The sequence below is a fragment of the Vibrio sp. 1978 genome (assembly GCF_033344345.1).
Genome location: NZ_JAWPOP010000004.1, coordinates 244,310 through 264,697, shown reverse-complemented (window position 1 = coordinate 264,697; position 20,388 = coordinate 244,310). Strand labels below are relative to the sequence as shown.

General features: G+C 43.3%; 17 protein-coding genes and 1 riboswitch. Of the genes, 9 read left to right on the top strand and 8 right to left on the bottom strand.

Annotated elements, in window-relative coordinates; translation table 11 throughout:
- Positions 1–95: 95 nt before the first annotated feature.
- On the bottom strand, positions 96–1,472 hold the full coding sequence (locus tag R8N49_RS06350; RefSeq protein ID WP_005377785.1) for an alanine/glycine:cation symporter family protein: 1,377 nt from the start codon (positions 1,470–1,472) through the stop codon (positions 96–98).
- A 123-nt stretch (positions 1,473–1,595) separates the two neighbouring features.
- A riboswitch (glycine riboswitch) is annotated at positions 1,596–1,695 on the bottom strand.
- Positions 1,696–2,222: 527 nt separating this feature from the next.
- Here R8N49_RS06350 and R8N49_RS06345 point away from each other — a divergent pair.
- Positions 2,223–2,381 (top strand): hypothetical protein, encoded by a 159-nt coding sequence (locus R8N49_RS06345; RefSeq protein WP_005377784.1) that lies wholly within the window; start codon positions 2,223–2,225, stop codon positions 2,379–2,381.
- 31 nt (positions 2,382–2,412) lie between these two features.
- Positions 2,413–3,147, top strand: a complete 735-nt coding sequence (locus tag R8N49_RS06340) for a chromosome partitioning protein ParA (protein ID WP_054865581.1) — start codon at positions 2,413–2,415, stop codon at positions 3,145–3,147.
- Between the two features lie 90 nt (positions 3,148–3,237).
- Here the strand turns inward: R8N49_RS06340 and R8N49_RS06335 are convergent, their stop codons facing one another.
- The 6 genes from R8N49_RS06335 to proV all read right to left on the bottom strand — a co-directional run bounded on the left by R8N49_RS06335 (position 3,238) and on the right by proV (position 9,656).
- Positions 3,238–3,621 (bottom strand): hypothetical protein, encoded by a 384-nt coding sequence (locus R8N49_RS06335; protein WP_005377782.1) that lies wholly within the window; start codon positions 3,619–3,621, stop codon positions 3,238–3,240.
- Positions 3,622–3,720: 99 nt separating this feature from the next.
- Positions 3,721–4,086 (bottom strand): VOC family protein, encoded by a 366-nt coding sequence (locus tag R8N49_RS06330; RefSeq protein WP_005377781.1) that lies wholly within the window; start codon positions 4,084–4,086, stop codon positions 3,721–3,723.
- A 146-nt stretch (positions 4,087–4,232) separates the two neighbouring features.
- Complete coding sequence (locus R8N49_RS06325) at positions 4,233–6,182, bottom strand: LTA synthase family protein (RefSeq protein WP_186584302.1); 1,950 nt, start codon at positions 6,180–6,182, stop codon at positions 4,233–4,235.
- A gap of 196 nt (positions 6,183–6,378) precedes the next feature.
- Positions 6,379–7,386: a glycine betaine/L-proline ABC transporter substrate-binding protein ProX gene (gene proX / locus R8N49_RS06320; protein ID WP_005385703.1), complete on the bottom strand. Its 1,008-nt coding sequence runs from the start codon at positions 7,384–7,386 to the stop codon at positions 6,379–6,381.
- A complete protein-coding gene (proW, locus tag R8N49_RS06315; RefSeq protein ID WP_005377778.1) occupies positions 7,379–8,464 on the bottom strand; it encodes a glycine betaine/L-proline ABC transporter permease ProW in 1,086 nt (361 codons plus the stop codon). Before proW ends, proX begins: the two co-directional genes overlap by 8 nt.
- A gap of 4 nt (positions 8,465–8,468) precedes the next feature.
- A complete protein-coding gene (gene proV, locus R8N49_RS06310; RefSeq protein WP_017633996.1) occupies positions 8,469–9,656 on the bottom strand; it encodes a glycine betaine/L-proline ABC transporter ATP-binding protein ProV in 1,188 nt (395 codons plus the stop codon).
- A 438-nt stretch (positions 9,657–10,094) separates the two neighbouring features.
- Here proV and R8N49_RS06305 point away from each other — a divergent pair, with 438 nt between their 5' ends.
- The 7 genes from R8N49_RS06305 (at position 10,095) to R8N49_RS06275 (ending at position 18,629) form a co-directional block, all read left to right on the top strand.
- A complete protein-coding gene (locus R8N49_RS06305) occupies positions 10,095–11,975 on the top strand; it encodes a DUF294 nucleotidyltransferase-like domain-containing protein (RefSeq protein ID WP_318189882.1) in 1,881 nt (626 codons plus the stop codon).
- The gene (locus R8N49_RS06300) at positions 11,972–12,721 is read left to right on the top strand and encodes a 3'-5' exonuclease (protein ID WP_025766719.1); all 750 of its coding nucleotides are present in this window, start codon (positions 11,972–11,974) and stop codon (positions 12,719–12,721) included. The genes R8N49_RS06305 and R8N49_RS06300 overlap by 4 nt, the downstream gene beginning before the upstream one ends.
- Positions 12,722–12,913: 192 nt before the next feature.
- The gene (locus R8N49_RS06295) at positions 12,914–14,572 is read left to right on the top strand and encodes a BCCT family transporter (protein WP_005377772.1); all 1,659 of its coding nucleotides are present in this window, start codon (positions 12,914–12,916) and stop codon (positions 14,570–14,572) included.
- A gap of 314 nt (positions 14,573–14,886) precedes the next feature.
- Entirely contained in the window at positions 14,887–15,420 is a 534-nt protein-coding gene (ectA, locus tag R8N49_RS06290; protein ID WP_005393379.1) for a diaminobutyrate acetyltransferase, read from the top strand.
- 34 nt (positions 15,421–15,454) lie between these two features.
- Positions 15,455–16,720 carry a diaminobutyrate--2-oxoglutarate transaminase gene (gene ectB / locus R8N49_RS06285; RefSeq protein WP_017820939.1) on the top strand — a complete coding sequence of 422 codons (1,266 nt, stop codon included), beginning with the start codon at positions 15,455–15,457 and terminating at the stop codon, positions 16,718–16,720.
- A gap of 14 nt (positions 16,721–16,734) precedes the next feature.
- The gene (locus tag R8N49_RS06280) at positions 16,735–17,121 is read left to right on the top strand and encodes an ectoine synthase (protein ID WP_005377769.1); all 387 of its coding nucleotides are present in this window, start codon (positions 16,735–16,737) and stop codon (positions 17,119–17,121) included.
- An 86-nt stretch (positions 17,122–17,207) separates the two neighbouring features.
- Positions 17,208–18,629, top strand: a complete 1,422-nt coding sequence (locus R8N49_RS06275) for an aspartate kinase (protein WP_005377768.1) — start codon at positions 17,208–17,210, stop codon at positions 18,627–18,629.
- Positions 18,630–18,817: 188 nt separating this feature from the next.
- On the opposite strand, the gene R8N49_RS06270 is transcribed toward R8N49_RS06275, so the two are convergent.
- Positions 18,818–20,383: an arylsulfatase gene (locus R8N49_RS06270; protein ID WP_005377767.1), complete on the bottom strand. Its 1,566-nt coding sequence runs from the start codon at positions 20,381–20,383 to the stop codon at positions 18,818–18,820.
- Positions 20,384–20,388: the final 5 nt, after the last annotated feature.

Here is a 20,388-nt window from a genome sequence, read left to right as displayed (position 1 = left end):
GCCCGCTAAATAATAGCGGGCTTTATGTTTTTACCATTTCTAATGTGCTTTGCTCTCCGTTACTGGTAGTTTGTGACCGAACAGCTGTCGTTTCACTAAGCTTTCACTGCTTCAACTTCACCTGATTGCGATGTTGAGCTAAAGAACAGTTTGGTTTCTGCCAGTACGACGTGACGCAGTGCGATCAAACCAATCAGGTTAGGAATTGCCATCAGACCGTTTACGATATCAGCCAGTAGCCAAATCATATCGAGGTGAAGGAATGCACCAGATGCCACCAAGCCAACGAAAATCAGTTTGTATGGAAGCACAGCTTTAGTTCCGAACAGGAACACAACGCAACGCTCACCGTAGTAGTTCCAACCAAGAATGGTGGTAAAAGCGAAGAACATCAAACCGATTGAGACGAGCATAGGGCCAAATGTATCTGCATTTAAACCCACCGCAAAAGCATGAGTCGTCATCGCGGCGCCTGCTAGGTCACTTTGCCATGCACCGGTCAGGATTAAAGCAAGGCCTGTCATGGTACAAATAATGATGGTATCGAAAAAGGTACCCGTCATTGAAATTAGGCCTTGTTTAACACAAGAGTCTGTCTTCGCTGCTGCTGCTGCCATAGGCGCGCTACCCAAACCTGATTCATTTGAGAACACACCGCGAGCGATACCTGATTGGATTGCCAGCATGATGCTTGCACCTAAAAAACCACCAGTCGCTGCTGTTGATGTAAAGGCTGAAACCAGCACTAATTCAACGGCATTGAACAATTGGTCTGCATTCATGATGATCACGCTTAAACACGCCAACACATAAAATACAGCCATGGTAGGAACCACTTTTCCTGCAACGTTAGCAATGGATTTGATGCCACCCAAAGTTACGAAAGCAACCAAAAGAGTTAGTACAAAGGCAGATAGCTCACGGTTAACACCAAGAGATATCTCACTTGCATCCAGAATCGCGTTTACTTGTGGAAACGTACCGATACCAAAACAAGCAACACCCAAAGCAAACACTGCAAACATGATCGCGAGAGCTTTTGAGCCAACACCGTATTGCAAGTAATACATTGGGCCACCAATCATTTGGCCTTTATCATCGACTCTTCGGTACTTAACCGCCAACAAACATTCGGCGTATTTAGTCGCCATTCCGAAAAGGGCAGCGAGCCACATCCAGAATAGAGCGCCTGGTCCACCGAGTTTGATTGCTGTGGCAACACCAACAATGTTACCAGTACCAATTGTTGCTGAGAGCGCAGTACAAAGAGCTGCAAAGCTAGAAACGTCACCTTGAGTATTAGATGACTTATCTTTACTGAATACCATCGCTAGCGCTGTTGGGAGGTGTTTAAACTGGATCAAGCCAAGGCTAAAAGTGAAGTAAACACCTGTACCTACTAGCAAAATAAGCAGCGGTGGACCCCAGACAAAATTATCGATGGTTTGTAGTAAAGATTGTAGGTTGTTCATGATTTCCCCTTAATAAAACAACTAATAAGGAGAAGAGGGAAAGGACGAGATCAACGATCTCTAAAAGAACTAAGCTATTGGTTGTAGGCGGGAAGGCCAAGCCAAAATAGTTAGGTTGTAACTTTCCACTCCTCTGTCCTTTTGCCTGAGAGTTTCACCTTGCGTGAGTGCAAGACTTGCTCCTTCGGCGACCGATTTAACGGTTCTCTCCAGAGGTTCCTCCAACTACAGTCTCCGCTACCTAGGTAGCACCTGAAATAGTTAATTCTTCGGCGAGTTATGCTAATCAAATGTTAAAATTTGATTAATAACCACTCTCCTGCAGTCTTCATCGGAACAATTACTCAATTAAATGAGTAAAGGTTAGTTAATGATGCTGGTCATCATTAACGTGTGAACTCTATCATGTTTTTGGTCCATTTCAACACCCTATGTCAATTTATTTTCAATGAAATAACCTCATCTATTTTCATGAAGGTATGTTTGCCAATCTTTTTGTGCGAGTCACGGCATAAATAAAATTTATTGGGTTAGGGAATGGAACCCAAAAACACTTCAGAACGATAAATGTGTTTCGATCGTTACGACATAAGTTATTCAATTAAGAACACAAAATTGATTAAAATCGGAGCACTTATTTTAAAATCTACGCTAAGTTGACCTTATGGTACGTATAAATGGGTTACAATGAATCTTTGTGAAACAGTCTACGGACCTAGGCAGTTTTTCATGAGTGGACAAGGAGGCGGTATGACCAGATTATTAGCCATTGCGGTGTTGATTGCAGTAGCATTTGTGCTGTTTCGTTATCGAACCAATGAAAAAGTCCAAAAAGCGACCGTTATAACATTAATTGGCGCATTTCTGATTTATACAGCATCAATTATGTTTGCGGAATTGATCCGCTAGCAAAGTAAAAGAGTCCTTGGAGTAGTATACGGTGAGTTCTCAGAACAAAATGGAAGAGCAAGACGACGTAGTTGTCATTGAAGAGCGTGACAAACGTACGCATATCTATATCGCAATCGCTGCGGTGTTAGGCTTGGCATTTGGTGGCCTTGTTGGATCGGTTGTCACTGCGAACAAGTGGGAATCGACTTACCACGTATTAGAAGAAAAGTATCAAGCACTAACGCAAGATAGAACCCAGTTGGCATCTCAAGTAAAAGTGCGGGAAGAGGCGCTCGACCAAGAAATACAAAACCAAGTTAGTGAGTTACTCGCCGCGAAAGATGAAGCTCATCAGAAAGCACTTAAGAAGTTGCAAAAGCAATTGACTGAGGTCGAGAAGGTCAACTTGTCACTAGAGTCTCAATTGAAGCAGCAGGCAGATAAGATCAACACGACGAAGTCAGAAAATGAGAAGTTGAGTCGTCAAGCGGATATGCAAGCGACTATGTTTGAGCGGTCCCGCGAAGTATTCCAGAAAGAGCTAAAAATTTCGCAAGAATTAGAGTCTCTCGAGAAAGAACGGTCAAAATTATTACCTAAGATTGAGAAACTCAAGAAAGAGTGTGACGTATTTTTAGAAGGCAAATCTTGGGACGTGAAGTCGGACGCGTGTGATAAACATGATGAAGCTAATTCACGACTAAGTCAGGTCGATCAAATGATTGAAGTCTATAAAATGGACCTCAAACAAATCAAAGCAATAACGGAAGATATCGGCCTTTAAGTCTTTTGTATCCGATTTTTGAAAAGCAAAAGGAGCTCTTTAAGAGCTCCTTTTTCGTTGTTAGCTATGACTTTTAGCCTATCGCGTATATTAGATTCGTGAGGCGTCATAGCCTGAGGCGAGCAGGAGTTCTCGTTCGTGTTTAATCAGCTGAGCTCGATCTTCAATTAGTTCATTGAGTGCTTGAGATGGCTTACCTGCTAATGCTTTGAACGAAGCAAAAGATTCCGCGGTGTCGATTTTATCAATCATCTGACTGATGACATTACGAGCCTCACACGGGTTACTCGTCGTTGTAAAGTATTCTACTTGCTTTGCTGCCGATTTCATCTCAGTTAATAGCTCAAGCGGGCTACTTTCTTTGGCTACTGCCATGTAGTTATCCAGCACGCGCTTTGCATAAAGCAGTTCTTTGAGGGGGATATCTCTTCCGCTCTCGATTAGGGATTCGCTAAGGATCATACTTGAGCTCATGGGCATTCCTTCTTATTACTACGCCGCTTTTGATGTTTCCTTGAGTCTAATTTATTGAAGTCACATTGGGAATGGGTAAAAAGCATTTTTAACGCATTTTTATTCATTTATGAAAACACGAATGCGATGCTTATCTGGATCGATAGCCATAAAATTTAACCCATACACTGATGTCGCTGGTGGTTGAACAAACTCAACACCTAGGTCTTTCCAGCGCTTGTAAATGCGCTCTAGCATATGACTATTGGGCACTGATAAAGACAACTCGGTACCACCACCTCGAATGCCGCTGTAGGGTGAAAGATTATCTCTTTGCTTGAGTGTCAACGTTAAGCCTTCGGTCAGTGGAATAGCGGCGAAGGTTGGAGACAACTGCGTGACTTTGCGTTCGAACAGTTTCGAATAAAAAACTTGGCTTATGTGGATGTCCTCAACGTAGAGAACGAATGAATTGATAGTCAGCATGGTTTGTTCCTTAATCAATTAGAAATAGTAGGGGCAATCTAACGGAAAGGAACGACAGGAGTTGTCAGTAGCACATTCTCGAAGGTAAGTGAAAGAATAAGAAAAAGGAGCCGTTTAGCTCCTTTTTATCAGCGGAATCATTGGTATTAATGAGTGTGTTTGGAAGAATACCAGTTGTTTTGATAAGCTTTAGATGCAAATAATGCGTTTGCTTTTGCACGCTCGACAATAGACTCGTCCACCTCTAGCGGCTCCATGGTTTGGCCGTTAAAGTCGTACGCCAGGGTCGATACCTTTTCACCAGGTGAAAGCACAACGAGATTGTCGCGCGTTAAATAACCAAAGTTTTTGTCGTATTGCATCATTGCGCGCTCATCTTCGCGAGCTAGTGGCTTCGTTAAATCACGACCAATCATCGGTGTTTTAGCATCTACCCCAATTAGAGATAACAGTGTAGGCGGCATGTCGATGTTGTTTGCTATGCGGTCATCTTTACGTGGTTGAATGCCTTTACCAAGGATCAATGCTGGAATGTGAAAGTGCTTAACCGGAACAAGGTTAGCGCCAGAAACACGTGCATCATGATCTGCAATTACAATGAAAATGGTATCATCCCAATAAGATGACTTTTTCGCCTTTTCAAAGAAAGTGCCCAAAGCGTAATCGGAATATTTTACGGCGTTGTTACGCGTCATATGTTCTGAATCGTATGGCTCAATTTTGCCTTTTGGATACTCATAAGGGCTATGATTACTTGACGTAAAAACTAAGCTAAAAAAAGGTTTGTCGCTTTTTGAAAGGCGTTCAAACTCTTCGTTTGCTTTGTTATATAGATCTTCATCACTAACACCCCAAGAGCCAACAAAGCTTGGGTTGTTATAATCGTCTTCTTCTACTATTTGATCAAAACCGTTACCAAAGAAGAAAGTTTTCATGTTGTCAAAGTTGGCTTCACCGCCGTAAATAAATTGCGTGTGATAGCCTTGAGCTTTCAGTAAGTCCGCGATGGTAAAGAAACCCGTTTGGCTTTTACTCAGCTTCACTACCGCGCGAGACGGAGATGGAGGAAAGCCCGTGGTTACAGCTTCAATTCCACGAACAGAACGAGTACCAGTGGCGTACATTTGTGTGAACTGCCAACCTTCCTTCATGAGTTCATCAAGGTTTGGTGTTAGAGGCAAACCACCCAAAGCACCGACAAATTGGGCGCCTAAGCTTTCTTGTAGCAAAATCACTAAGTTTTTATGTTTACCTTGGTAAGTCGCGGGGTTACTGTTCATGGTTGGGAGTAATGAAGGGTTGAAGTCGGATTTTGTTGATGAAGTGCGAACTAATTCCAACATCTTTTGAGTGTCCATTTTTCCGTAGAACTGCTCCGCACTCTTTTCTGACTTCATGCTATTAACCGCAAACAACAATGAGTAAGATGAGTTCAGTGCTAAGTCGTTAAGCAGTGGATCGTTAGAAAAGGCGACCATAGCAGGATTTAGCGGGCGGTGCCCTAAAGATGAGCGAGCACCTGCAACCCCAAAAAGAACAACGAAAAGTGCCAATAGTGGTCGCCATTTCCAGTTGACCTGCTGCGCCTTATCGGTCAGTTTCTTACTCCACTTCCAACCTAAAGTGATGGTTAAAACTGTACCTAACGCACCAATAAACAGTTCTAATTTGTAGCCAATCCAGAGCATACTCAAGACTTCTTTTGGGTAGATTAAATATTCCACAAACAGGCGGTTTGGACGTAGGTCGTATTCCTGAATGAATGGCGCTGTTGCTAGCTCCATGTATACAAGCACCCAAAGCCCTAAAACCATCCATATGCGTAATATTCGCTTCCAACACTCTCCCATCTTACCGGTTAATGGCATGAAGGTTGAAACCAGTGCTGGAAGAATAAATAACCAGCAAAGCGTTGCAATATCTACGCGCAAACCTTGACCTAGGATGTAAATTAAGTCGTTTAGAGAGTCAATACGGTCAATCTTCCAAAAGGCTAGCAAAACTCTTGAGATAGACAGAAATAGAAGCGAAAACAAAGAAAAGGCAGCAATTGGCTGCAAAGGCCCCCACACAGAGCTCTTTGATAAGTTTTTCATATTTATTCGAATAGTTTAATTGTTATGTTGTGTTGTTTTTAGCAAAGCAAGCGTGAAATAAACGTGAATTATAATGTGGGTTTATGGTCGAGTAGTGTAAGTGTTGGTATGTCTATGTAAGGGGGAGGGGCGTTTGTGTAAAAAAAAAGAGCCAGTTGATAACACCAACTGGCTCTAGAGGTTGATAAAGGCATGATTACATTGCGGCTTTCTTCGCTTCTTCGACCCATGCGTCGAACTTTTTCTGGTTCGCTTTGATCCAGCCATTTACATGAGACTCGATGTCCGCTGAGCTGTTCTTACCTTGGCTCATCATCATATTCTGAGCACTAACATCATTGATATTTAGTTTGATGATTTCAAACAGCTTTGCAGCAGCAGGGTTGTTTTCTGTAAACTCTTTATTAGCAACGATGCGCATAGAGTTCATCTCGAAGCCGTAGTTCTTACCGTTCTCTAGTGTCGTATCAATGTCCTTACGCTCACCAGGAAGTGAAGAGAATGGCACTTCTAACCACACAACATCTTTCCCTGGAACTAAAACGCCACTTACCCAGTACGGTGTCCAAGTGTAGTAAAGAATCGGATCGCCTTTTTTGTAACGTGAGATTGTATCAGCGATAATCGCCGCGTAGTTACCTTGGTTGTGTGTTACTGTGTCACGAAGTTTGAAAGCATCCAACTGATGTTCAACAACCATTTCACAACCCCAACCTGGGTTGCAGCCAGTTAAGTCCGCTTTGCCATCGCCGTTTGCATCGAATAGCTTCGCCAATTTTGGATCTTTTAACTGACCAATGTTCGTGATGTTATATTTTTCCGCGGTTTTCTTATCGATCAAATAACCTTGCGCAGCACCACTTACGTATTGGCCTTTACGGAAGAACTTATCATCACCGCCAGACATCGTGTACTTATCGGCGTGAAGAGGGAACCAACCAACCGCTAAGAAAGTAGCATCACCTTTAGCAATAGAGGTGTAGCCTACGTTGTAGTCCACTTCTTTGGTCGGTTTAACATCGTAACCAAGCTCTTCAAGTGCGCGGTTTACGATCAACGTTTGAAATGTTTCTTCTGCAACGGTTGATTGAACAGGCTGAACAGTGACACCTTCACCCGGTAGTTCACTTGCCACACCATAAGTTGAAAATGCGATAGTACTTAGAGCTCCAACAGAGAGCGCTTTCTTCCATGAATTATTCATTGATGTTTCTCCTAAGTTTTAGATCGTCTTGGTTCGTCTTTGTTTTCAGTTTTAATAGGTATGAAACAGGACCTGTGTGATACCAGCGAAGTTTAGTGTTGCCCGCATTAACCCCTAACACCTGGGTGATACGGTCTAACAAAATCGCAAGAATAACGATGCCTAAGCCACCAACGGCAGCAAGACCCATATCAAGTCGGCCAATACCACGAAGTACCATTTGGCCTAAGCCGCCAACAGCAATCATTGAAGCAATCACTACCATAGAAAGTGACAGCATTAAGGTTTGGTTTACACCTGCCATGATGGTTGGTAACGCCAACGGTAACTGGATGCGATAAAGCATCTGTTTTTTGTTTGCCCCGAAAGAGTGGCCAGCTTCGATAAGCTCTTCAGGTACTTGCTGAATACCCAAAATAGTCAGGCGCACAACGGGAGGCAGGGCGAAAATGATCGTTACTACTACGCCAGGAACGTTACCAATACCAAACAACATAACAATTGGCACAAGGTAAACGAACGCGGGAGTCGTTTGCATTGCATCTAATATTGGCCTAACAAATTTGGCAGCGGTTTGGCTCCTTGCCAACCATATCCCCATTGGTAGCCCTATAAGCAAACAGAAGAAAACGGCGGTTAACACCAGTGCTAGCGTTGTCATCGCTTGTGACCACGCACCAATTAGGCCGATGAAAACAAGGGATACAAGAGTAGAAAAACCAAGTTTTACATTGGAAAACTGCCACGCTAGCAAAAATAAAATGAGTACCATTATAGGCGCAGGTGTAGACACCAAAGCAGTTTCAAACGACGTTAGAATAAAGTCGATTGGAACTCGTATTGCTTGGAAAACAGGTCGACCATGTTCCACCAGCCAGTTCAAACCGGACTCTACCCAGCTATCGAGGGGTAAAACCGCATCTTGGAATGGGTTCATAATATCGAATGGTGCTTGCTCTACAGTTTCTGAGTTGAGCCAATCATTACTTGGCGCGGCCTCTGTACCTTGCGACCAAGGATCATCTTGCGCAGGAGCAGTATTTGACCAGGGATCATTGTTAGTTTGCTCTGAAGACATCGTGTTAATCCTTATCTAGTGTTTGTAGAAGACGTGATTTAGTCACGACACCAAAGTAAGTTCCTTGCTCATCTACGACAGGCACGGCATAAGGAACACCAGCAACCAGACCCAAAATGTCATTAATTGACTGATCAGGCTGAAGAGTAACTTCATCCGGTAATTGAGCACTGGCTAACGAACGGTTTTCTTTATGAGCCAAACGTAGTGAATCAAGAGATACGATGCCGGAATATCGGCTAGATTTATCGACGACAATACCGTAATCACGGTCGTGATCCATCAGAATCTGCATCGCAGAGCCTGGACCGTCATTTTCCGATTTCTTAAAAACAGCCGCTGGCTTCTTGCGCGCGATATCTTTTGCTGTCAAGACACTTGCGATGTTTACGCCGCGGAAAAAGGCTTCGACATAATCATTTGCTGGACTGTGTAATATTTCATCAGGTGTACCAACCTGAACAACCTCACCGTTTTGCATGATGGCGATACGGTCGCCAATGCGCATTGCTTCATCCAAATCATGAGAAATGAAGACAATTGTGCGTTTGTCATCGTTCTGTAGACGAATAAGCTCATCTTGCATCTCAGAACGGATCAATGGGTCTAAAGCGGAAAACGCCTCGTCCATTAATAGGATGTCTGGATCACAAGCTAACGCTCTCGCTAAACCAACGCGCTGTTTCATACCACCGGATAATTCGTCAGGGAAAGATTCTGCATAAGGGTCTAAACCCACTCTTTCTAAGGCGGAAAGGGCACTTTTCTGACGCTCATTAACGTCGATGCCGGCAAGTTCTAAACCAAAGGCGGCATTTTCAATCACCGTCATGTGTGGCATGAGTGCGAAACTTTGAAACACCATTGAGATATTGTTACGACGAACTTCTCGAAGTTCATTTTCGGAGATGTGGGCGATATCTCTTCCTTTGAGATAAACACTACCTTTAGTCGGCTCAATGAGCCGGTTAAGAAGTCGAACAAGGGTGGATTTCCCGGAGCCAGAAAGGCCCATGATTACGAAAATTTCCCCTTCATTTATGGTGAGAGATACATCGTTTACGCCGACTGTTAAACCTGTCTGTTCAAAAATACCGTCTTTATCGACGCCTTTGTCGATAAGCGAGAAGGCTCTCTCTGGGTCTTCTCCAAACACTTTATACAGTCCCTTAACTTCCAGTATGGGATCCATGTTATCTGTCCTTTTTCGTGTGTTTATAACTGTTTAACGATTTGTACTCTAATTAATTTTAGTTCAACTTTCAACGAAAGGGGGTTGGTTAACTAGTTCTGCCGTGCATAGAGAGTTCGTTGAGCAAGGTATGTTCAATTCTTGTTTTTTATATTTAAAACAATTGCTTGTGATGTGTTTTTATCCGCCATAACGTTGCCCTGACGTAGGGTTGAATTTATTTTGAATTTTTTTGTACATTTCAACTCAACTCGCTTGCATAGATATAAGCTGTGATAGCTTAGAACTCTACATATAAAAAGGTTAGAGCTCTAATTTTTGATTAAGACTTGGTCCTGTGAAATCGGTTAGGTACTGTTATCCTTAGATTTATTTATTGCTTGATTTCACTCAGGGTGATATTTATCGCTGTAGTTTAGGCAACGTATGGAATAAAAAATGGAAGCCGAACAGTTAGAAGTGCTCAATTTCATTAGCCAGTACCCACCTTTTGATGACCTACCTGAAGAGCAGCTTAGAAAAATTGCTCTCAATGCCGAGGTTGCATACTTTCGGCAAGGAACAAAAATCCTTAACTTCGGAGATACGATCCGCGACTTGTATATGGTGAGAAGTGGGGCGGTAGAGATTTATCGGCGTAAAGGTGAACTTTACAACAGGATTGATGCTGGTGGACTGTTTGGTCAGATGGGGTTGTTGATGAACAACCGCGTACGGATGCCAGCCAAAGCGATAGAAGACACTCTCGTTTACTGTATTCCGGAAAACATCTTCAATGAACTTTGTGATGAGTTTGAAAACTTTGCGGACTACATGGAACTGGAAGATAGCGCGCGTTTGCGAAGCGCAATATCTAGCCGCTCCGAAAGCAATGACTTTACCACCGCTAAGGCACGTAAAATCTTAGCAAGAGATCCAGTAACCCTGGAGGCAACGGCTTCAATTCAGGAAGCTGCGATACTAATGGCAGAGGAAAATGTCACCTCTCTGCTCATTATTCGCCCGACAGAGGAGCTCACAGAAGAAGATGACGAACAGCTGCTTGGAATATTGACTGATCGCGATCTTTGCATTCGCGTACTAGCTCAGGGTATTGATACCAATATTCCAGTGAGTGAGGTCATGAGTTATGACGTGGTTTCATTGGATTATAACGCCTATGTGTTTGAGGCCATGTTAACCATGTTGCGTTACAACGTGCATCATTTACCAATTTTAAAAGATAAAAAGCCGATAGGAATTATTGGCATGACGGACATCGTTCGTTACGAATCTCAGAACAGCCTATTGCTAGTGAGCTCTATTTTTCAGCAAACCAGTGTCGAGGATCTCAAGCAGGTTTCTGAACAAGTAAAAGACTGTTTCGTAAGAATGGTCAATGAAGATGCCAACGCGCACATGATTGGTCGAGCCATGTCGGTTATAGGCAGTAGTTTCAAACAACGCCTCGCTGAATTAGCTGAGCAAGAGTTCGGCCCAGCGCCCATTCCTTATTGTTTAGTCGCAATGGGTTCAATGGCGAGGGATGAGCAGCTAATTGTAACGGATCAAGATAACGCGCTTATTCTCGATAACAGTTATGACGTTGAGATTCACGGAGAGTACTTTGAAAAGTTTGCTAAATTTGTTTGTGATGGTTTAGCGGCATGCGGCTATGCTTATTGTACTGGAGACATTATGGCTACCAACCCAGAATGGCGAAAAACTCGTGCAGAATGGGAAGAATGCTTTGGAAACTGGATAGACAATCCAACCCCTGAGAGATTGTTAAATAGTAATATCTTTTTTGATCTCCTCGGTGTGCATGGGCGAGTGAAGTGGGCGGAGCAATTAAGCAGCTTTATTGTGAGACGAGCGAAAAGAAATAACCGCTTTCTTGCTTGTATGGCGTATAACGCAATACGTAGGACGCCTCCACTGGGCTTTTTCAAAGACTTTGTGATGGAGAAAGATGGTCGTCATCGCAACTCGATTAACTTGAAGCGAAGGGGGACGGCTCCGTTGGCCGATTTAATACGGGTGCATTCTCTGGCAATCGGTTCGCGATCGCAAAACTCTTTCGACCGTTTAGATGACATTAATGATGCTGGCATTTTACCGAAAGGTCGAGGTTTGGATTTAAGGGATGCGATGGAGCTAATCTACATGGTTCGAATTCGTCACCAAGCCCTTGATATAGAAAATGGAGAAGAGCCAGACAACAATATTGAGCCGGAGAACATGTCTGAATTTGAACGTCGAAACTTAAAAGCAGCATTTCAAATTCTATGTAACGCACAGAACTTCATTAAGTTTCGATACCAGAGAAGTAGCAAATGATGTGGTTCTCAAAAAAGGCAGAAAAAGAACATCCGTTGTTGGATACATCCCAGACGCCAGAGTGGTCAATGTTGTTCAAGCAACTCGCTAAAGAAGCGAAAGACGAGAGGCTCAAACGCTATTATTCGACACCGATGGTTAATGGGGAAACACCAATTGAACAAGTGCCATTTGTCTCGGTAGACTTTGAGACAACAGGATTGAACTCGGAAGAGGATGTCATTCTCACGATCGGACTTGTCCCGTTTACTATTGATCGTGTTCAATGTAATGGCTCTGCTCATTGGGTCGTTAACCCAAACAGAGAGTTAAACCACGAGTCTGTCATTATTCACGGTATCACTGACTCTGAGGTTAAAAACGCGCCGCAGCTGTCTCAGATCTTGGGTGAAATATTGGATGCGTTGTCAGGCAAAGTGGTACTTGTTCACTACAAGAACATTGAAAGGCAGTTCTTTAATAACGCCTTGCTAAATAGCATAGGAGAGGGGATACAGTTTCCTGTTGTTGATACGTTAGATATTGAGTATGCGATACAACGCCGTGAATGCAGAGGTTTTATCAATAAGTTGAAAGGCAAGAAACCCGGTTCTGTACGATTAGGGCACGCTCGTGAAAGATATGGCCTCCCTGCTTATCAACCTCACCATGCCCTGACGGATGCGTTAGCAACTGCGGAGCTGTTTCAAGCACAACTGCAGTATCACTTTAATCGAAACATGCCAATATCTTCGGTTTGGCAATAGGCGTTATTTATGGTGAAAACAATAAAATGCAATGAGAGATAGGGGGCTTTAAGATTATGATGGCGGATTGAGTAACCGCTTATAAGAACAATGTTTTATGAACATGTGCTTGGTAGTGATGAAGACGTTTCATTACTCGAACTCCGACGAAAGTAATTTAAACTTGGTCACGTATTTTTAAGGAGATTATCCGTGAGCACCGATAATAACGGTGGCATTCAACGCCCCGATGGAAAAGTAAACGCAATAGATACTGACTATCAAATTGGTCAGGATAACGTTGCGCTAAAGGTAGGCCCATTTGGCCTTGATATTCACAACCGTGTTTTTGCAATTTCTGGCTTAGCAATCGTCATGTTTGTTGTGATAACACTATTATTCCGAGAACAGGTAGAGCCGTTTTTTGCAGACCTACGAGCGGGTTTGTTACACAATTTAGACTGGTTTTTTCTCGCTTCAGGTAATATTTTTGTCATTGTCTGTGTCGGATTGATCTTCACACCATTGGGCCGTGTGCGAATCGGTGGTACTGAAGCAACACCGGATTACTCCTATGCCGGATGGTTGGCAATGCTATTTGCTGCAGGTATGGGCATTGGTCTCGTGTTCTTCGGTGTATCAGAACCGATGTCCCATTTTAGTTCTGCGATTGGTGGCGTGAGCGTTGAGAATGGTGTACGTACTGACTGGGCACCGCTAGGTGGTGCAGAGGGCGATGCAACTGCAGCTTCGGCATTAGGGATGGCTGCGACGATTTACCACTGGGCACTTCATCCGTGGTCAATATACGCGCTCTTGGCTCTTGGGCTGGCTATCTTTTCATTTAACAAAGGTTTGCCACTCACCATGCGCTCAATTTTTTACCCTTTGTTTGGTGAGCGTGTATGGGGTTGGACTGGTCATATTATCGATATTCTTGCAGTGGTAGCGACGGTTTTTGGTTTAGCAACATCGCTAGGCTACGGTGCATCTCAAGCCGCAACGGGTTTGAACTTCCTGTTTGATGTCCCAATGACCAATACGACGCAGGTTATATTGATTATTGGTATTACTGCGCTCGCTTTAATCTCTGTTGTGGCTGGACTCGATAAGGGCGTGAAAATCTTATCTGAAATCAATATGGGTCTTGCAGCACTGCTATTGCTATTTGTTATTGTTGTTGGCCCGACGATTGCGATTTTAACTGGTTTCTTCGAGAACATCGTTTCCTATGTGGCTAATATCCCTGCCTTATCTATGCCATTTGGACGAGAGGATGTGAATTACTCTCAAGGCTGGACGGCGTTTTACTGGGCGTGGTGGATTTCTTGGTCACCATTTGTGGGTATGTTCATCGCACGTGTGTCTCGCGGTCGTTCAGTTCGTGAGTTTATTATTTGCGTTATTCTTATCCCATCTTCAGTTTGTGTGTTATGGATGACGGCTTTTGGCGGTAACGCAATTAGCCAATACGTTAATGATGGCTACGAGGCGGTGTTTAACGCAGAACTGCCTTTAAAACTTTTTGCCATGTTAGATGTTATGCCATTGGCTGAGATAACATCTTTTGTCGGCATTATCTTAGTCGTGGTGTTCTTCATTACCTCTTCTGACTCAGGATCACTGGTTATTGATACTATTGCTGCGGGCGGTAAGGTCGATGCACCAACGCCACAACGCGTGTTCTGGTGTACGTTTGAAGGTCTGGTTGCGATTGCATTGATGTTGGGTGGTGGTCTAGCTGCTGCTCAAGCAATGGCGGTGACGACTGGTTTACCATTTACTATTGTTTTGCTTGTTGCAACGGTATCTTTGATAAAAGGTTTGATGGATGAACCTCGTCCAAAGGCGGTTTCTAAGAAATCAAAATAACTAGTATCAGCAGTTAAATTATTGATAAAAGCGGTATGCGAAAGCATGCCGCTTTTTTTTGGATTTCTATTTTTCTCTGAGAAATGAACAGCATGGAAAATGGTCTTATTCTGGTTGTTTTTTGTACTGTGCATTTAGGTGACTATTTAATAAATTAGACCTCGAACTATTTTAATTTTTGGTTAATAGGTTTATTTTTGTGATCTGTATCACAAAAATACCGATAAAAAGGCGGATTATTTGATTTTTAGTCGCGAGGGATGGCCATAATAAAAAGGAAATTTAATTAGACCTCAAAGGATATGTATTTTCACATGATCACATCAGCACCTTGGGTCCTTTATCCAGAGATTGGAGAAGACTCAAGTAAAAAATGGATTTTTCGTGAGCCTAAAATCTCTGATGGTGACGACATTTACAGCTTGATTGCAGACTGTCCTCCATTGGACATGAACTCATCTTATTGCAATTTCCTACAGTCTACGCATTTCAGCAAAACCAGTATTTTGGTTGAGCAAAAAGGCGAAATCGCAGGTTTCATTTCCGGTTATCAGAAACCAGACGAGCAAGACGTTTTATTTGTCTGGCAAGTTGCAGTCTCACCTCGCTTTAGAGGTCATGGTTTAGCATTCCGCATGTTGAAAGAACTTCTCACCCGAGAGGAATTAGGCGGTGTTAAATCGGTAGAAACTACCATCACGGAAGATAATAAAGCCTCTTGGGCACTGTTCAAAAAGTTAGATGCGATGAACGGCAATTCTGGCCAAGTAAGCACATTTTTGGATGAAGAAGCCCACTTTAAAGGCAAACACGATACAGAATATTTGTATCGCATTCCTCTCAAATAATCCTCAAACAATAGGAATTAAAAACGGTCTCATCATGGATATTTTCAAAAAGCAGGAATCCAACGTACGCTCATATTCAAACAATTTCCCGGTCGTTTTTCGTAAAGCGAAAGGCTGCTGGCTAGAAACAGAACAAGGTGAACGATACTTAGACTTCCTTGCTGGAGCGGGATCTCTAAATTACGGCCATAACAATCCAGTACTAAAACAAGCGTTGCTTGAGTACATTGAAATGGACGGTATTACTCACGGTTTGGATATGCACTCAGAAGCGAAAGCATCGTTTCTGGAAGCGTTGGATACTTACATCCTTAAACCAAGAAACTTGGATTACAAGGTTCAGTTTACGGGCCCAACAGGTACTAACGCTGTTGAGGCGGCATTGAAGCTGGCTAAAAAAGTAAAAGGCCGCGACAGCGTCGTTGCGTTTACTAACGGTTTCCATGGTTGTACTGCTGGCGCACTGGCTGCAACGGGTAACCAGCACCACAGACAAGGTAACGGCTCTAGCCTTAGTAACGTCACTCGTATTCCATTTGAAGGTTACGCTGGCGTAGATGGTCTCGCGCTGTTCGAAACCATGCTAAATGATAACTCTGCAGGTATGGATAAACCAGCTGCTGTACTTCTTGAAACTGTGCAGGGTGAAGGTGGTTTAAATGCTGCTTCAAACGAGTGGTTACAACGTTTGAGCAAAATCTGTAAAGCCAATGACATTCTTGTGATTGTCGATGACATTCAAGCAGGTTGTGGACGTACCGGTACTTTCTTTAGTTTCGAGCCGTCTGGTATCCAACCGGATATCGTGACGCTATCGAAGTCGATCGGTGGTTACGGTTTGCCGATGGCTGTCGTATTACTTAAGCCTGAGCTTGACCAGTGGAAGCCAGGCGAGCATAACGGTACGTTCCGTGGCAATAATCACGCCTTTATTACTGCTGCAAAAGCACTAGAAATTTACTGGGCAAACGATGATTTTGAAACACACATCAAGCAGTGTTCAGACAAGGTGAGTGCAGTTATTGACCGTTGTGTTCGTCGCTTTCCACAAATGTTTGTGCAGAAAAAAGGCCGCGGCATGATGGTTGGTATTGAATGTATCAATGGTGACATGGCATCTGAAATTGCGAAAAACTGTTTCGAGAATGGAATGGTGATAGAGACAGCGGGTCCAGACGATGAAGTTGTGAAGTTCTTCTGTCCACTAACCATCAGCGAATCAGAGCTAGATCAAGGACTAAGCATCTTTGAAAATGCAGTAGAGACTATCGCTGCGAAACATTTCAAACAAGCATCTTAATAAGGATTTTAATTATGATCGTCAGAACTCTAGATGAATGCCGCAACAGCGAACGACGTGTTGTTTCAGATAACTGGGAAAGTGTCCGCATGTTGTTGAAAGACGACAACATGGGTTTCTCTTTCCACATCACAACGATTTATGAAGATACAGAAACTCATATTCACTATCAAAACCACCTTGAATCGGTGTTTTGTATGAGTGGTGAAGGTGAGATTGAAGTTGTAGGTGGAGAAACGTACCCAATCAAACCAGGTACATTATACATCCTTGATAAACACGATGAGCACTACTTGAGAGCTTATAAGAATAAAGAAATGGTAATGGCGTGCGTGTTTAACCCACCGATTACTGGCGCTGAAGTGCACGATGAAAACGGTGTTTATCCTCTCGTTGACTAAAAGATGATGGTGGGGTGCTTTGCCACCCCACACTTTACTATCTCTTCTTTTTTCTTTTTAAAGTTACCAATCAAAAAAGGCTTATCATGACATTTACCGTAGAAAAAATCGGCGGTACATCAATGACAGCATTTGATGCTGTTCTCGACAATATTATTCTTCGTCCCAAAACACCATACAATCGTATTTTTGTCGTATCTGCATACGGTGGTATGACCGATGCGCTGCTCGAGTGTAAAAAAACCAGTAAACCAGGCGTTTATCAGCTTATCGCGAAACGCGACGACAAATGGGAAGAAGCGTTAGCGTACGTTGAAAGCCGTATGTTGCTGACCAATGAAAATATTTTTGCGGACCCAATGAATCGTATCCGTGCGGATAAATTCATTCGCTCCCGTATTGCTGAAGCGAAAAACTGTATCGCGAATATTTTAGAAACCTGTCAGTACGGTCAATTTTCGTTGCGCCAGTACTTGCCTCAAATTCGAGAGTTTCTCTCGTCTATCGGTGAGGCACATAGTGCTTACAACACAGCACTAAAACTAAAAAATATGGGTATTAACGCTAAGTTCGTTGACCTGTCTGGTTGGGATAATCAAGCGCCAAGAAGCCTTGATGAGTCGATCAGTGACGCGTTTGCTGATATCGATGTATCAAAAGAACTGCCAATCGTGACAGGTTATGCTTACTGTAAAGAGGGCCTAATGCACACTTATGACCGAGGTTATAGTGAGATGACATTTAGCCGAATTGCAGCAATAACAAAAGCGGATTTAGCAGTAATTCACAAAGAGTACCACTTGAGCTCAGCGGACCCACGCGTTGTTGGCCCTGAAAAAGTATTACCAATTGGTAGTACAAACTATGACGTAGCAGACCAACTTGCCAACCTTGGCATGGAAGCGATTCACCCAAATGCCGCTGCGGGTTTGCGTGAAAGTGGTATTGAGCTACAGATTAAAAATACATTCGAACCTGAACACGAAGGTACTTTGATCTCTTCAAGCTATCGTCCGGAAGAAGACAAAGTCGAGATCATCGCAGGTAAAGAAAAAGTATTTGCACTGCATTTGTTTGACCAAGCAATGGTAGGAAAAGCCGATAACGTTAGTTACGAATTGATGGAAATCATCTCCGATGCTCGTGTAAGTTTGGTTGGTAAAGAGATGAACGCGAACTCTATTACTTACTATCTAGGTGGCAGTACTGATAGCTTAAACAAAGTATTGTACAAAGCAGAGAAACGTTATCCGAATGCCTCGATTAAAGGCCGTATGGTCGCGCTTATCTCAGCCATCGGTTCTCAAATTGATACCAATAAGACGTTGGCGAAAGGTGTGCTTGCATTGATGAATAATGGCGTTACGCCAGTTGCACTGCACTCATCATTGAGAAATGTAAATGTTCAATTTGTTGTCGGTGATAAGGAATACCAGCACGCGATTTGCGCATTGCATGATGAGTTTTTCCAAAGTAGCAGTTTAGCTAAATCGGTTAATGTGGCTTAGTTTATCCACGGTTAAAATACAAAGGAGAGCAGGTTAGCTCTCCTTTTTTTGTTTTTCAGTTTGTACTCACAATGCCCACTTTGTATAGGCTAAACAGGCGATTTAAGTAAGTTCCTATGTGGCGATACACATAAGCCAGCAGAATGGTCTGCTGGCTTATGTTACTGATTAACTAACGTTAACTTAGTTTACTTAAACTTGCTGATTTCTTGTTCAACTTTGTCTAGTTGTTGCAGCTTCTCTTGCATTTTTAGAGAGTCGTAGTTTAGTGAAGCAGGGTTCATCGCTGTGCCACGTTGCATTGGGTATTCTGGAAGTGTTTTAAAGAACTCTCCCACAACGTCTTGTACAGGTACAAATAGCCACATGTTGTCAGCCATCCAACGCAAGTACATTTGTGATTCGCTTGGGCCTTTTTCGAATGGGTCAGCGCGTAGGTGGATGATTTTAGGCCAGTTCGGAGCAAAACGAACTGCGTTACTTAGGTTCCCTTCAAGCGTTGCAAAGTGAAGTTTCCAGTCATTCCAGCGGACAGCGTTTAATTCACCATTAGACGTAAAGTAAAGCAGCGACTCACGAGGGCCTTTTTCTTCCTTACCTTCAAAGTATGGCATGAAGTTGTAACCATCTAAATGCACACGCCATTCTTTGCCATTTGCTTTGTAGCCTTCTGCCAGTTTTTCTTTTACATCAGGTACGCCAGCAGCTGCCAATAATGTAGGCAACCAGTCTTGGTGTGCCATCATTTCATTGATCTTGGTTCCTGGCTTAATGACGCCTGGCCAACGAACCAGTTGAGGAACACGCATACCGCCTTCCCAAGTTGTACCTTTTTCACCATGGAATGGTGTTGCGCCACCATCTGGCCAAGTCATGGTTTCTGCGCCGTTGTCCGTTGAGTAGATAACGATAGTGTTGTCTGCAACACCTAGCTCATCCAGCTTGTCGAGTAAAACACCTACATGATCATCGTGTTCCAGCATACCATCGGCATAAATGCTTACACCTGATTTACCTTGGTATTTTTCCTGCAAGCGAGTCCAAACGTGCATACGAGTGGCGTTATGCCAAATAAAGAAGGGTTTATCCGCCTTAACTGCTTTTTCCATAAATGCCAAAGAGCTCTCTAGGAACTCTTCATCTGCGTGCTCCATACGTTTTCGTGTCATCGGGCCAGTGTCTTCAATCTTACCGTCGGCATAAGACTTAATGACACCACGAGGGCCATAGTTTTTACGAAACTCTGGGTCTTTAGGGTAGTAATAAGTTTCAGGCTCTTCTTCTGCGTTTAGGTGATATAAGTTACCGAAGAATTCGTCAAAGCCGTGTTTTGTCGGTAAGTGCTTATCTTGGTCACCTAAGTGGTTTTTACCAAATTGACCCGTCATGTAACCTTGTTCTTTTAACAGATCTGCAATGGTTGGCGCCCAATCAGGTATGCCGTGGTCAGAGCCTGGCATACCAATTGTTAACAAACCCGTACGAAATGGCTCTTCACCCGTAATAAAGGCCGCGCGACCAGCAGTACAAGACTGTTGTCCGTAGTGATCTGTGAACAACGCACCTTCATTCGCGATACGGTCGATGTTTGGCGTTTTGTAACTCATCATACCTTGGTTGTATGCGCTGATATTCCAGTAGCCGATATCGTCACCAAAAATTGCCAGAATATTCGGTTTGTCGGCTGCCATAGCAGCACTGGACGCCGCTAACAGTCCTGCGCCTACAGCGATTTTGCTCAATTGATTTGCCATAAAAA